This window comes from Pseudoalteromonas sp. SG45-1 (assembly GCF_014164135.1).
Taxonomy (GTDB): domain Bacteria; phylum Pseudomonadota; class Gammaproteobacteria; order Enterobacterales; family Alteromonadaceae; genus Pseudoalteromonas; species Pseudoalteromonas distincta.
Map to the genome: position 1 here is coordinate 163,571 of NZ_JACJEP010000006.1, position 15,253 is coordinate 178,823.

At 38.3% G+C, this 15,253-nt stretch carries 12 protein-coding genes; 7 read left to right on the forward strand and 5 right to left on the reverse strand.

Going from position 1 to position 15,253, the window contains the following annotated elements:
- Positions 1 to 131: 131 nt before the first annotated feature.
- The 4 genes from H5117_RS07990 to nadC form a co-directional block, all read right to left on the reverse strand.
- Positions 132 to 1,361, reverse strand: a complete 1,230-nt coding sequence (locus H5117_RS07990) for a type II secretion system F family protein (RefSeq protein WP_182737041.1) — start codon at positions 1,359 to 1,361, stop codon at positions 132 to 134.
- Positions 1,362 to 1,448: 87 nt separating this feature from the next.
- Complete coding sequence (locus H5117_RS07995) at positions 1,449 to 2,792, reverse strand: O-antigen ligase (protein ID WP_182737044.1); 1,344 nt, start codon at positions 2,790 to 2,792, stop codon at positions 1,449 to 1,451.
- Positions 2,793 to 2,855: 63 nt separating this feature from the next.
- A complete protein-coding gene (locus H5117_RS08000) occupies positions 2,856 to 3,275 on the reverse strand; it encodes a pilin (RefSeq protein ID WP_182737049.1) in 420 nt (139 codons plus the stop codon).
- A 483-nt stretch (positions 3,276 to 3,758) separates the two neighbouring features.
- Complete coding sequence (nadC, locus tag H5117_RS08005) at positions 3,759 to 4,610, reverse strand: carboxylating nicotinate-nucleotide diphosphorylase (RefSeq protein ID WP_182682553.1); 852 nt, start codon at positions 4,608 to 4,610, stop codon at positions 3,759 to 3,761.
- Positions 4,611 to 4,936: 326 nt separating this feature from the next.
- Between nadC and ampD the strand changes: the two genes are divergently transcribed.
- The 7 genes from ampD to H5117_RS08040 all read left to right on the forward strand — a co-directional run bounded on the left by ampD (position 4,937) and on the right by H5117_RS08040 (position 14,589).
- On the forward strand, positions 4,937 to 5,491 hold the full coding sequence (ampD, locus tag H5117_RS08010) for a 1,6-anhydro-N-acetylmuramyl-L-alanine amidase AmpD (RefSeq protein WP_182715890.1): 555 nt from the start codon (positions 4,937 to 4,939) through the stop codon (positions 5,489 to 5,491).
- 13 nt (positions 5,492 to 5,504) lie between these two features.
- Positions 5,505 to 6,356 (forward strand): beta-lactamase regulator AmpE, encoded by an 852-nt coding sequence (gene ampE, locus H5117_RS08015; RefSeq protein ID WP_182737064.1) that lies wholly within the window; start codon positions 5,505 to 5,507, stop codon positions 6,354 to 6,356.
- 352 nt (positions 6,357 to 6,708) lie between these two features.
- The gene (gene pdhR / locus H5117_RS08020; protein WP_002957764.1) at positions 6,709 to 7,458 is read left to right on the forward strand and encodes a pyruvate dehydrogenase complex transcriptional repressor PdhR; all 750 of its coding nucleotides are present in this window, start codon (positions 6,709 to 6,711) and stop codon (positions 7,456 to 7,458) included.
- A 90-nt stretch (positions 7,459 to 7,548) separates the two neighbouring features.
- On the forward strand, positions 7,549 to 10,215 hold the full coding sequence (gene aceE / locus H5117_RS08025) for a pyruvate dehydrogenase (acetyl-transferring), homodimeric type (protein ID WP_002957763.1): 2,667 nt from the start codon (positions 7,549 to 7,551) through the stop codon (positions 10,213 to 10,215).
- A gap of 10 nt (positions 10,216 to 10,225) precedes the next feature.
- On the forward strand, positions 10,226 to 12,142 hold the full coding sequence (aceF, locus tag H5117_RS08030; RefSeq protein WP_182737076.1) for a pyruvate dehydrogenase complex dihydrolipoyllysine-residue acetyltransferase: 1,917 nt from the start codon (positions 10,226 to 10,228) through the stop codon (positions 12,140 to 12,142).
- Between the two features lie 205 nt (positions 12,143 to 12,347).
- Positions 12,348 to 13,772 (forward strand): dihydrolipoyl dehydrogenase, encoded by a 1,425-nt coding sequence (gene lpdA, locus H5117_RS08035; RefSeq protein ID WP_002957761.1) that lies wholly within the window; start codon positions 12,348 to 12,350, stop codon positions 13,770 to 13,772.
- 136 nt (positions 13,773 to 13,908) lie between these two features.
- Positions 13,909 to 14,589 (forward strand): tRNA-uridine aminocarboxypropyltransferase, encoded by a 681-nt coding sequence (locus H5117_RS08040; protein WP_024594643.1) that lies wholly within the window; start codon positions 13,909 to 13,911, stop codon positions 14,587 to 14,589.
- A gap of 10 nt (positions 14,590 to 14,599) precedes the next feature.
- On the opposite strand, the gene H5117_RS08045 is transcribed toward H5117_RS08040, so the two are convergent.
- A complete protein-coding gene (locus tag H5117_RS08045; RefSeq protein ID WP_259404286.1) occupies positions 14,600 to 15,109 on the reverse strand; it encodes a hypothetical protein in 510 nt (169 codons plus the stop codon).
- Positions 15,110 to 15,253 lie beyond the last annotated feature (144 nt).

Genomic DNA, 15,253 nt, shown 5'->3' on the forward strand with positions numbered 1-15,253 from the left:
GCGTTTAAAAATTAAGTGAAGTATTTATCACAAAGAGAAATAAAAGAGAGTAAATGAGAAGACATTAATAGCTATGCCTTACCAAAAAGTAAGCCCCTGTTTTATTTTCTGTAAATTGTTATTTTTAGTAATTAAATAACAGAGCCAAGTTGGAAAATAGGCAAGTACATCGCAACAATCAAGCCACCAACAAGTACACCCAGTACGGCCATAATAAGTGGCTCAAGTAGGCTTGAAAGGCCATCTACTGCATCATCAACTTCTTGCTCGTAAATAGTCGCTACTTTAGCAAGCATGCCGTCTAGTGAGCCAGATTCTTCACCAATCGCAACCATTTGTATTACCATATCAGGAAATATTTTTGAGTTACGCATTGCCCAGTTCATTTGATTACCTGAGCTCACTTCTACTTTGATATCTAAAATAGCGTAACGATAAACAGCATTACCTGAAGCCCCTGCGGCAGAGTCAAGCGCATCAACCAGCGGCACACCTGCAGCAAATGTAGTCGAAAGAGTTCGTGCATAGCGAGCAACAGCTGCTTTATTTAAAATCATGCCAATAACAGGCAGTTTTAGTATAGCTCGGTCGGTTGCATCTCTGAGTTTTAAACTTTTAAGCTTGGCTTCTTTAAAAGCGTATCCAAAAGCTACAATAGCGATTAATATCATCCACCAATATGCTTGCATAAAGTCTGATATGCCAATAACAAACAAAGTGAATGCAGGAAGCTCTGCCCCAAAACCTGCAAATATATCTTGAAACTGCGGCACTACAAATATTAATAGTATTGAGGTTACAATGCCGGCAATTACTAATACTGAAATAGGATAAAACATCGCTTTTTTAATTTTAGATTTTAGTGCTTCGGACTTTTCTTTATATAAAGCAACTCGGTCAAATATCTTATCAAGTGCACCAGATTGCTCGCCAGAGGCTACAAGATCGCAATATAAATCATCAAAATAACGTGGGTGTTTTCTAAGTGCTGTAGATAGTGGTTGTCCCGCTTTGACTTCATCAGCAATAGTTTCCATTAATTTGGCGACACTTTTATTGGTCGAGCCAGAGCCAATCATTTCAATGGCCTGTATTAAAGGAACTCCCGCCATCAACATAGTCGCAATTTGGCGAGTAAGTAGTGCTATATCTTTAGGGGTTACCTTTTGAACACTTTGAATACCAAACAGTGGTTTTGCTTTACGCTTTACTTTTGAAGGTGTTATACCTTGTTTACGAAGTTGAGCTTTTACTAATGCAATACTATTTCCTGTAAGTTCGCCTTCAAGTTTTTTCCCTCGTGCACTTACACCGACCCACTGAAAAGTATCGAGGCCTTTATCTTGTTGTTTTTTTGCCATTAAGAGTACCCAGCTGAATTTGGTTTAAAACTTCATTATTATAAGCATAACTTAAACTAATGATTCTTGGTAGAAAAGTTGGGTGCTTTAAAATCGTTGCCCAACGGACCAAAATCTAGGTCCGTAAATATAGCCCTTATCAGGGTTAATGTTATTATAAATACTTATCGCTTTTTGTAAGTAAAGGTACCATGCAAAAACAAATAAAATGGTTACTAAAGCTTTTAAGTCTTTATTTATTGAAATGCTTTTGCCTCTTTTTTTATCAACTCTACCAAGTAGCACCCCCCACATTATAAATAAGAGTGTTTGCGAAACCGGCATTACATGCACACCAGAAAATAGTGAGTATGTAATACCTATAGCAAAAGAGTAAAAGAGGCTTTCAGTAATGATATCTTTTTTATGTTGCTTTAAATGTGTAATCGCTTTTCTAAAGGTTGTAAAAACAACTGTTAAAATACATATAAGGGCGATTAGTCCCCACTCATTTAAAATTTCAATTAATGAATTATGAGGGTGACTAAAAGGAGCTGAACTTCCAAGTGACATTTCAAACACTCCAGGACCATTGCCGATAAATAAATGTTTTAAAGATAGGTTAGAAAGAGTATTAAACCATAAATCAATACGGCCCGAGGTGGATGTGCGTAGTATTTCAGCACCTCCTCTATTTAATGAATCCAAAACATAAAAAGTAATACAACTGAAAACAAAGCAGACTAATCCAATAAGTACTTGTTTTTTTAATGTAGTTTTTAAAGCGAGAGCAAAAATAGAGAAAACTAAAAATGAGAGTAAAGCCCCGCGAGCTTGCCCAATAAATATAAGTAATAAGTTTAAAAATAAAATAATAAATACAATGCGCTGTATGCTTTTAAATTTTAGGAGTAACACTAAAAACGGAAGAATAAATACCTGTACTTGATTAAAAAAGCGAATATTAATAAAGCCTGAGTAAATTATGTATGGATTTAAAGGTTGCTGCTCAGAAAGTGTAAAAATTATATTAAGTAGGCATATTAAAATTAAGCTCGTATGAGCTATCAATAATGCATAAATGATAAATAAAATAGACCTTTTGTCATTTATGGTACTTACATAATACATAGTTAAAATAAGTAAGCTTATATGAAGCGTGTACAGCAGGCTAAAACTTTGCTCCATACTCATCAGTGCAGATAAGCAGCCACTGAAAATAAAAATTAAGTACAACACACTGCTTTTATTATTCAGTGAAAGCTTAAAAGTAGGTTTTTTATTACCTAAAAAAGCAGTAAGCACTAAAAGGCTTGTGATAAGTAAAAAAGCTATTTGAATTATACGTTGGTGATTATGATAATCGTAAGAAGTTATGGGTATTAAAGGTATTAGCGTACACAGAAAAAACAAGCTGATAAGCGATGATTTTATTATATTTACTATATTCATGAATGCTGATTCTTACGCATTAAAAAAGCGCCAAATTAGGCGCTTTTAGTAATCAATATATGATTAAGATTGTGGGCAGCTTTTTGGGGCTAAATCTTTATTTGCGGCAGTAATACCAGTTGTTGCACATGACCAAGCACCTGTTGAGGTTCTAGTCCAAGTGATTTTTGCAGATGTACCAATTTGAGTTGGCGCATTTTTGACTGCACACACAATAGTTGTTCCTGTTACTGTGATATCACAGTTCGCAGTGCTGGCTTGTAATCCTGCATCTGCAATGTCAGGTGTTTCGCCTGCATTTGCAGCAACTTCAAAACCTGTCTTACCTGCTGAAATTTCAGCTAATCCCGCTGTTAATTTAGATGATGCTTGGTAATTTGAATATGCTGGCAATGCAATTGCAGCAAGAATACCGATGATTGCTACTACAATCATTAATTCAATTAGGGTGAAACCCTGTTGTTTTTGAGTCATTGTTTTCATGTTTCCTCTCCTAAAGGATAGATTTTTGTAACTTAAATCACTTAAGCGGCAAAATGCCTCACTTAATTTAACTGATTTACTTTACAGTTTTACTTAAATTTAATTTTATTACACTTTAGCTTTAGAGTATGAAACACAAAAGCCGTATGTGAATTCATTATGTTTAGTACTAGCTATAAAAGTTTACTAAGAGCACTACATGTTGTAGCAACAAATAGTATAGGCATAAAGTAAGTAGTTTAGTTGCTTAAGTTTTTAATTATGTCTTTAAAAACCAAAGGTACTAGTTATTTATGACTATCTTTTTAAATAAAATAGTACAACAGAATTAGTCTACCATTTTATTTTAGTATTTAGCACGTATCTTATTATAAAAAAGCGATTTAATTTAACAAATTGTTACAAAGTAAGCCTTTTGGGTTATTTAATGCTTTTTTACTTAACTTGTCAATTAATTAGCGGTATTAATTACCCATTATTGCTTTAAAATTGTTCAAAACGCATCGACAAATCGATTGATTGTAAGTTTTTTGTTAATGCCCCGCTTGATATAAAATCGACACCTGCTTGTGAATAAGTTTTGAGCGTTTCTAGGGTCATATTGCCTGAAACCTCTAATTTTGCGCGCTTATTGGTTAAAATTACAGCTTGCTTAATTTGCTCTACGCTAAAGTTGTCGAGCATAATTATGTCGGCGCCAGCTTCAATTGCTTGCTTAAGTTCAGGGAGTGATTCTACTTCTACTTCGACAGGTTTGTTTGGGTGATTTTGTTTAGCCTGAGTTACGGCTTTGTTTATTGTGCCACAAGCCGCTATATGATTTTCTTTAATTAAAAATGCGTCAAATAAACCAATACGATGATTTGCACCGCCGCCACATTTTACTGCGTATTTTTGAAGTGCTCTAAGGCCTGGTATGGTTTTGCGTGTATCGAGTAGTTGCGTTGTTGTGCCGCTTAGCTCTTTTACATAATGTGCTGTAGTAGTGGCTGTACCCGATAACGTTTGTACAAAGTTAAGTGCAGTACGCTCGGCAGTTAATATTGAACGCGCTGAACCAGTGGCTGTAAATAATGTGCTGTTTGCTTTAACTGCGTCGCCATCATTAATAAGTACATTAACCTTAACGCTTGGGTCTACTTGTTTAAATACTTCAAGGATGATGTCTTTTCCGCAAAAAATACAGTCTTCGCGGGTGATTACTTTGGCGTTTGCTTGCTCATTTTGAGGGATCAATTGCGCGGTAATATCGCCTTCTTGTGCTGTTTGATAATTTAAATCTTCGTCAAGTGCTAGAGTAACAAGCTGAGTAATAAGAGTGTGCGAAATAGACATGGAATGCTCATAAGCGTTAATAAATTAGGCAAATTTTACTATGTTTATAAAAGAAAGAGAAGCGATTGCCTTTTCACCAATATAAAGATAAGTGCTTATAGTAAATTAGTATCTACGTGTGGGTTTGTATTACCTGTAGATGAGGTTTTATACCTCGCTTTTAATTTCAAAAGTTACGTTACATGAGCGGACGTAAATTAGCACCTACGTGTGGGGTTGAATTATTTGCAGGTAGGGTTTTATACCTGTTTGTTACTATCATTGTTTTAATAAATCCTTTAGCATCAGTGCTATGTATATCTTGATATTTATATAATAAACGTATCATGAAAATAGATTTAGACGGTGTTTTAAGTACTGTAGCGCAGCGGCCTTGTTCGCATTTTGATGAGCGCCCTGATGAGGCTGATATTTCTTTACTGGTTATTCACAATATATCTTTGCCAGCAGGGCAGTTTGGTACACCTTTTGTTGATGAGTTATTTATGGGTAGCATTGATTGTAATGCTCACTCGAGTTTTAGTGACTTAAAAAATTTACGTGTGTCGGCCCATTGCTTTATAAAGCGCACCGGTGAGGTTATACAATACGTGCCTTTTGAAAAACGTGCTTGGCATGCCGGGCAATCTGAGTTTGAGGGCGTATCTGCTTGTAATAACTTTAGCATTGGGATTGAGCTTGAAGGTACCGACACCACGCCATACTCTTTAGCGCAATACGAAGTATTAGCTACACTTAGTAAATCTATAATACAACGCTATCCAAAAATTACCCCTTCGCGTATTGTTGGGCATTGCGATATTGCCCCGGGACGTAAAACCGATCCTGGCAGTAGCTTTAATTGGCCATTGTTTTTTAATATGCTTGAACAACTAAGTTAAGAGAGTTATTCCCATGATTTTAGTTTCTATAATAATTGCATTAATTCTGGAGCGTTTAGGGGCTCGGTCTAATTACTGGCAGATAAGCTATTACACAAATGGTTATTTAAATCGCTCTAATAAGCTACTAGGTGACAAAGGCTTATTTAGTTCTGCTCCGGGCTTTTTAATTTGGCTGTTACTTCCAGTAATAGCAATAGCGTTTATTTATTGTTTATCTGATTTTGTACTATGGCAGTTAGCTATTAATATTGCTGTGCTTTTGGTTTGCTTTGGTTGTGCCAAGCAGCGTGCTTTATATAAGTCTTACTTAAATGCCTTAACGCGAGATGATGGTACTGCTGCATCTTTATATGCGCTGCAAATAGGTCAAAAGCGTACTGATGATCAAGATGGTGGCGAAACCTTTGGGCAAACATTGGCATGGGTAAACTTTAGATTTTACTGTGCGGTGATTTTTTGGTTTGTTGTTTTAGGTGCGCCAGGCGCGGTTTTATATGCACTGGTACGTACTTTAGCTGATTTAGTACAAGAAGATCATAAAGTAATATTTGCTAAGCGTTTTAAACTTATACATAAACTACTGTTCTGGCTTGACTGGTTGCCTGCACGCATCACCAGCTTTGGCTATTTAGTAATAGGTAACTTTAATAAAGGCACAAGTTGTTGGCTACGTTACGTGCTTAACTTTAAGTCTCCAAATCGCGAAGTAGTAACATGTACTGCACTTGCTGCAGAGCAAGTTGAAAAGCGTTATTACGGCTGTACCTACGAGGCCACGTGTATGATTAAACTTGTTAAGCGCAATGTATTATTTTACTTAGTACTTATAGCGTTGCTTACATTATTTGGTGGGCTGTCTTAAGTTAATACTTTTTTAATAAAGTACCTTATGCAATGTAAGGTGCTTTAATCTCTTCCTGCAGTTTTTAAGTACAATAAAATAGAGCTAATATTCTAATTTATTCTGGTCAGACCAATTGTTTTCATCCCAAATACGTTATAACAATTTTTGTAAATTGCGCATTGTTTGATCTTCGTTCAAAATGCGTTACGCTACTTTAATTGCTCAAACTACCTGTAAATTGACAGCTAATAGTGTTTTTGATACCGTATTGAAAATTTTTGGTATGACCAATTTACCTTTTGGGTAAATCATACTACTTAAAGCCCCGTTTTATGGGCTCTTGGTATTTATACAACGCGGACGTTGATTCATGTCTTTAAAGATTAAAGCGGCAAAATTATCTGATGTTATTTTACAGCAACTTGAGAATATGATTCTTGAAGGCTCGTTAGCACCAGGTGAAAAGTTGCCACCAGAGCGTGAACTAGCAAAGCAATTTGAAGTGTCTCGCCCGTCACTGCGTGAGGCAATTCAAAAATTAGAAGCGAAAGGTTTAGTTACGCGTCGCCAAGGTGGCGGCACGTTTGTAAAAAATCAGCTCGAAGAAGGGCTTACTGATCCACTTTTTGATTTGATTAGTAAACACCCTGAGTCGCAGTTTGATTTACTTGAATTTCGTCATGCATTAGAAGGGATTGCTGCTTACTACGCAGCACTGCGCGGGACCAGCAACGATTTTAGCAAAGTAAAACAAAGCTTTGATGAAATTGCCTTAGTTAATGATGATTTACAGCAAAAAGCAAAAGCAATTAATGCATTTCACTTTAGCGTGGCAGAAGCCTCGCACAATGTGGTGTTACTGCATTTAGTTAGAGGTATGAAAGCGCTGCTTGAGCAAAATGTATTGCAAAATTTAACTGTTCTATTAAAAAAGTCAGATATTAGCAGTCAGTTAGCCCAACACAGGCGTTTATTAATGGATGCCGTTATTGACGGTAATCCAGAACAAGCCCGTTTAGCAAGTAATGCGCACTTAGCATTTATCGAAGAAGCACTACTTGAAGCAGGCAAAGAGCATTCGCGAATTGAACGTAGTTTAAGACGCACTAAACAAAATTAAGTTAGTACATAACTACTTTGAACACACAAATTAAGTAGCTGTGATATTAAATTAACAATATTCGTATTTTAAACATAAGGAAACCTCCATATGTCTGAAGTCAATAAAATTGACGTAGACGCGCTAGAAACACAAGAGTGGTTACAAGCTCTTGAATCAGTTGTGCGCGAAGAAGGTGTTGAACGAGCTCAGTTTTTACTTGAGCAAGTATTAGAGCAAGCCCGTTTAGACGGCGTTGATATGCCAACGGGTATTACCACGAACTACGTTAATACTATTCCTGTAGATCAAGAGCCTGCTTACCCAGGTGATGTAAATCTTGAACGTCGTATTCGTTCAATTATACGTTGGAACGCGATTATGATCGTTCTACGTGCATCTAAAAAAGATCTCGACTTAGGCGGCCATATGGCGTCTTACCAATCATCTGCTGCATTTTATGAAGTGTGTTTTAACCACTTCTTTAAAGCACCAAATGATGTAGACGGTGGTGACTTAGTTTATTACCAAGGTCATATTTCTCCAGGTATCTACGCACGTGCATTTGTTGAGGGTCGTTTATCGGCTGCGCAACTAGATAACTTCCGCCAAGAAGTTGATGGCGAAGGCTTACCATCGTACCCACACCCTAAGTTGATGCCTGAGTTTTGGCAGTTCCCTACGGTATCAATGGGTTTAGGTCCTATTTCATCAATTTATCAAGCACGATTCTTAAAATACTTAGATGGTCGTGGCTTAAAAGACACTAAAAACCAACGTGTATATGCGTTTTTAGGTGACGGTGAAATGGATGAGCCGGAATCGCGTGGTGCTATTTCTTTTGCTGCACGTGAAAAACTAGATAACCTTTGTTATTTAATCAACTGTAACTTACAGCGTTTAGACGGCCCAGTTATGGGTAACGGTAAAATTATTCAAGAGTTAGAAGGCTTGTTTAAAGGTGCTGGCTGGAACGTAATTAAACTTGTATGGGGCAGCGGTTGGGATATTCTGCTTGCTAAAGACACTACAGGTAAATTACTACAATTGATGAACGAAACAATTGATGGTGATTACCAAACTTACAAAGCTAAAGATGGCGCATACGTGCGTGAGCATTTCTTTGGTCGCTACCCTGAAACAGCTGCCCTTGTTGCAGATATGACAGATGACGAAATTTTTGCGCTTAAGCGTGGTGGTCATGAGCCATCAAAACTATTTGCTGCATTTAAAAAAGCAGAAGAGACAAAAGGTCGTCCAACTGTAATTCTTGCTAAAACTGTAAAAGGTTACGGCATGGGTGAAGCAGCTGAAGGTAAAAACATTGCGCACCAAGTGAAAAAAATGGACATGTCGCATGTTGCACATTTACGTTCACGCCTTGGTCTTGATGACTTAGTATCTGAAGAGCAATTAAAAGAATTACCATACCTAGAGCTTGAAGAAGGTTCACCTGAGTACAAGTACCTACATGCGCGTCGTGATGAGCTTAAAGGTTACACACCTAAGCGTATTCCACGTTTTAGTGAAAAACTTACGTTGCCAGAAGTAGATGCATTTAAGCCACTACTTGAAGAGCAAAAGCGTGATATTTCTACTACTATGGGCTTTGTTCGTGCACTTAATATCTTATTAAAAGATAAAGGCATTGGTAAAAATATCGTACCAATTATTGCAGATGAAGCGCGTACATTTGGTATGGAAGGTTTATTCCGTCAAATCGGTATTTACAATCCGCATGGCCAAAACTACACGCCACAGGATCGTGATATTGTTTCTTACTATAAAGAAGCAACTTCAGGTCAAGTATTGCAAGAAGGTATCAATGAGTTAGGTGCTATGTCGTCATGGGTTGCTGCTGCAACATCATACAGCACTAACGATTTACCAATGATCCCATTCTACATTTACTACTCTATGTTTGGTTTCCAACGTGTTGGCGACATGGCATGGATGGCGGGCGATCAACAAGCACGTGGTTTCTTATTAGGTGCTACAGCGGGTCGTACAACGCTAAATGGTGAAGGCTTACAACACGAAGATGGTCACAGCCACATTCTTGCAAACACGGTTCCTAACTGTGTTTCTTATGACCCAACTTACGCGTTTGAAGTGGCTGTTATTGTACAAGACGGTATTCGTCGTATGTACGGTGACGACCAAGAAAATATTTACTACTACCTAACGCTTATGAACGAAAACTACCATCAGCCAGCTATGCCAGAAGGCGCTGAAGAAGGTATTCGTAAAGGTATTTACAAGCTTGAAAGTTACGAAGGTAAAAAAGCCAACGTACAGCTATTAAGCTCAGGTACTATTATGACTGAAGTGCGCAAAGCTGCTTCAATCTTAAGCGAAGAATATGGTATTGCATCAGATGTTTACTCAGTAACATCTTTCAATGAGCTAACGCGTGATGGTCAAGATGTTGAGCGTTTCAACATGCTTAATCCTGAAAGCGAGCAAAAAACAGCATTTATCACAAGCGTATTAAACGACTCTGTGACTGTTGCAGCAACGGATTACATGAAAAACTACGCAGAACAAGCGCGTTCATTCATTCCAAGCAGCAACTACAAAGTGTTAGGTACAGATGGTTACGGTCGTTCTGATAGCCGTGAAAACCTACGTCGTCACTTTGAAGTTAACGCAAGCTACGTTGTTGTTGCTACGTTATCTGAACTTGCTAAACGCGGTGAAGTTGAGAAGTCAGTAGTTGTTGAAGCACTTAAAAAGTTCAACATCGACACTAACAAACTTAACCCACTGTACGCATAAGAGGTTTGCAATGAGTATTGAAATTAAAGTACCTGATATTGGTGACGACGAAGTAGAAGTAACCGAAATATTAGTAAGCGTTGGCGATAAAGTAGATGTTGACCAATCATTACTAAATGTTGAAGGCGACAAAGCATCAATGGAAATACCTGCTTCTCAAGCGGGGACTGTAAAAGAGATTAAAGTTAACGTTGGCGACACCGTTACAACAGGCTCTTTAGTATTTTTGTTTGAAGGCGAGAGTGAAGGCACTGATGAGAAAAATACATCAGCCGCTGCTCCAGCTAAATCTGAAGAGGCAGCACCAGCTGCTTCTACAGGTTCTTCAATTAAAGAAGTAACTGTACCAGATATTGGCGATGATGAAGTTGAAGTAACTGAAATCATGGTTGCTGTTGGTGACACCGTTGAAGAAGAGCAATCTATCTTAAACGTGGAAGGCGACAAGGCAGCAATGGAAGTTCCAGCTCCATTTGCCGGTACAGTTAAAGAAATTAAAGTAGCCGCTGGCGACACAGTTAAAACTGGCTCGTTAGTGTTTGTTTTTGAAGTAGCAGGAAGTGAATCTGCAGCACCGGCTAAAGAGTCGGCTCCTGTAGAAGCGCCAGCTGAGAGTTCAACAGCAAGTTCAGCACCAAGCACTAAAGAAGTTAATGTGCCTGATATTGGTGGCGATGAAGTTGAAGTAACTGAAATTATGGTTGCCGTTGGCGACGAAGTTTCAGAAGATCAATCAATCTTAAACGTTGAAGGCGACAAAGCTGCAATGGAAGTACCAGCTCCTTTTGCAGGTACAGTTAAAGAAATTAAAGTAGCCGCTGGCGATAAAGTATCGACTGGTTCATTAATTTTTGTATTTGAAGTTGCAGGCAGTGCGCCAGCAGCATCTGCACCAGCTGCAAAATCAGCACCTGCATCAGCGGCTAAAACTGAGTCAGCACCGGCTCAAGCAGCACCTGTAAAAGCAAGTAATGAAAGCTTCACAGAAAACAGCGCGTATGCTCATGCATCACCCGTTGTTCGCCGTTTAGCGCGTGAGTTTGGTATTAACCTAGCTAACGTTAAAGGCACTGGTCGCAAAGCCCGTATAGTTAAAGAAGACGTGCAAAACTACGTTAAAAACCTAGTTAAGCAAGTTGAATCTGGTCAATTATCTGCAGGCAGTAGCGCAGGTGGTAGTGAGCTTGGTCTTATTCCATGGCCGAAAGTAGATTTTGCTAAATTTGGTGAAATTGAAGAGAAAAAACTGTCTCGCATTCAAAAGCTATCAGGTAAAAACTTACACCGTAACTGGGTACAAATCCCACATGTTACACAGTTTGATGAAGCTGATATCACAAGCCTTGAAGTATTCCGTAAAGAGCAAAATGCACTTAGCGAGAAGAAAAAGCTTGGCGTTAAAATCACACCACTTGTGTTTGTGATGAAAGCAGCGGCTAAAGCACTTGCAGACTTCCCAACATTTAACTCTTCACTGTCTAGCGACGGCGAAAGTTTAATTCTTAAGAAGTACATTAACATCGGTGTTGCTGTTGATACGCCAAATGGTTTAGTAGTGCCAGTGTTTAAAGATGTTGATAAAAAAGGCATTATTGAATTATCACGTGAACTAATGGAAGTATCTGTTAAAGCACGTGACGGTAAGCTTACATCGTCTGATATGCAAGGTGGCTGTTTTACTATCTCTAGCCTTGGCGGTATCGGCGGTACGGCATTTACGCCGATTGTTAATGCGCCAGAAGTTGCTATTTTAGGTGTATCTAAATCTGAAATGAAACCTAAATGGAATGGCAAAGAGTTTGAACCAAAACTAATGGTTCCGCTGTCTATGTCATACGACCATAGGGTTATTGACGGAGCATTAGCTGCACGCTTTACTGTGACTCTTGCAAGTTACATGAGCGATATTCGCCAGTTGGTGATGTAACCAGTTTAGTAAAATTGGTATACACAATAAAATAAATAGAATCAAATCCCAGCCAGTTGTTTTTAGCTGGGATTTTTACCATTTGCAATGATACAATCTTTGTACGAATTGCATCACTTTGTGCGCTGCTCACTCTTTCTGCCTTGCAGAAACATGGCAGTTAAATTTTAGGGCAGTGTCCCGTTCAAACAATTAAGGTAAAAGCATGAGCAACGAATTAAAAACTCAAGTTGTTGTACTAGGCGGTGGTCCTGGTGGTTATTCTGCGGCTTTCCGTGCTGCTGACTTGGGCTTAGAAGTTACATTAGTAGAATCTCGCGAAACATTAGGTGGCGTATGTCTTAATGTTGGTTGTATTCCTTCTAAAGCACTTTTACACGTAGCTAAAGTGATTGATGACGCAGCAGAAATGTCATCTCACGGTGTTACTTTTGGCGCACCAAAAATCGATCTTGACCAAGTTCGTACTTGGAAAGATTCTGTAGTTGGCCAGTTAACTGGTGGACTAGAAGGCATGGCCAAAATGCGTAAAGTGAAAGTTGTATCTGGATACGGCAAATTCACTGGCAGCAATACTTTAGTAGTTGAAGGCGCAGACGGCGCTACAACTATCACGTTTGATAACGCGATTATTGCAGCAGGTTCTAAACCAGTTAACTTACCTTTCATCCCAGAAGATGACCGTGTAATTGATTCAACTGGCGCACTAGAACTTAAAGACGTACCAGAAAAGCTACTTGTACTAGGTGGTGGTATTATCGGTCTTGAAATGGGTACGGTTTACCGTGCGCTAGGTTCTGCAATTGATGTTGTAGAATTTGCTGATCAATTAGTACCAGCAGCTGATAAAGACATTATCAAAATTTACCAAAAATACGTAAGCAAAAAATTCAACGTAATGCTTTCAACTAAAGTTGTTGGTGTTGAAGCTAAAGAAGACGGCTTATACGTAACGTTTGAAGGTAAAAACGCACCAGCAGAACCAGTACGTTACGATAAAGTACTTGTTGCAGTTGGCCGTACTCCAAACGGTAACTTACTTGATGCTGAAAAAGCGGGCGTAAACGTTGATGAGCGTGGCTTTATTAATGTTGATAAGCAATTACGTACTAACGTAAGCCATATTTTTGCAATTGGTGACTTAGTTGGACAGCCTATGCTTGCGCATAAAGCGGTTCATGAAGGTCATGTTGCTGCAGAAGTTATTTCTGGTCAGAAGCATTTCTTCGACCCTAAATGTATTCCTTCAATAGCGTACACAGACCCAGAAATCGCTTGGGTAGGTGTTACTGAGAAAGAAGCAAAAGAGCAAGGCTTAAAAGTTGAAACTGCGGTATTCCCGTGGGCAGCATCTGGTCGTGCAATTGCATCTGCTCGTACTGAAGGTTCTACTAAACTTATCTTTGATAAAGAAAGTGGCCGTATAATCGGTGGTGCTATGATCGGTATTAACGCGGGCGAAATGCTTGGCGAAATCGGTTTAGGTATTGAAATGGGTGCTGATGGTGAAGACTTAGCGCTTACAATTCATGCTCACCCAACATTGAATGAATCAATCGGCCTTGCAGCTGAAATTTTTGAAGGTTCAATCACTGATTTACCAAACAAAAAAGCAGCTAAAAAGAAGTAATTTAACTTCTTAGTATTTGCTTAAAAAACCCAACTTCGGTTGGGTTTTTTTATGTCTATTTTTAACTTAGATAAATATAAGATTAAATAACAAGAAGTCGTTACAATGCGCGCTTAATTAATTGAAGGTAAATACAGTGAAAAACTCAGTTTTAGCATTACGCGCTCAACAAATAAGTGAATCTCGTCGAGAGTTTAATGCTCGAGGCGGTAAATTAGATCGCTGTGAACAATGCCTGATTGCTAAGCACTACTGTATTTGTAAAGGTGTTGAGCATGCAGATTGTAAGGCCGCTGTATGCTTACTGATGTATCATAATGAAAGCTTTAAACCTTCTAATACAGGGCGTTTAATTGCTGAAATAGTGCCAGATAACCACGCATTTAGATGGGATAGAACAGATCCTAACCCCGCTCTTTTAGCTTTAATAAATGATTCGCAGTATCAGCCTATGGTCGTCTTTCCCGCAGAAGATGTAGAAGAGGGCAGAGCCATTACAGAAGTGAGTATTGAATCAGGTAAAAAGCCGCTATTTATATTCTTAGATGGTACGTGGCGCGAAGCTAAAAAAATGATTCGTAAAAGCCCTTATTTAGATAATTTGCCTGTACTTTCTGTTACTGCTGATAAACTATCTGATTACCGATTACGTGTAGCCCCTCATGCACATCAACTAGGCACTGCTGAAGTGGCTATTATGGTATTAGCACTTGCGGGCGAAATGGATGCATCGACAAAATTAGAGCAGCATTTTATTAAGTTTCGTGATGCGTATTTATTGGGTAAGCGCAATAAAGGCCGACCGCTAGAAGGTTAATTTTACGAAGTTAAGCAAATGCTTGCTGATTTTTTAAGTGAGCAAGTGCTTTATTTTGAATTGCTCTGAAGCCTTCTTCAGATGTTAATTGTAAAACAGTATTATACAATTGACTTATACTATTATGCACTTGAATAAACGAGATACAGTCTTCACCAATCATTTCTTTTGCTTCTTCAACTCGTTTCAAAAAGTAGCAGCTAATGTCTATTTTGCCATTAAATTGAGTCGTTGCAATTGCGTCTGCTATTCTATTAAGTTGATAGCTAAACTCATCAGGTCGAGCACCTTCACCCCACTTGCTAATACGAATGTCGCGTTCTAACTGAATAATTTCGTTAAGTATATTTTTAAACTCACTCATTGGCATATTTAAAAAGTTATAACCTTTGGGGTTAAATAAAGCTTTATAGGGATTTTCGCTGGGGGTTTGGGCACTAAATACACCAATTGGTTTTGCTGTAATTGCGTCTGATACTTTACATAAAAAGGTATTACTTTGAGATGTTTTAAAATTCATATCCATTGAGTATTTATGATTCTTGCGTTATTTAGTTATCGGCGCAATTAATAAAAAACTTAGCGTAATTTAAAATATTAATAAAGTATTTTAAGGTCTTAGCATTGATTGGCAGGGATGCGATATTACTCAGTAAAGATTAGT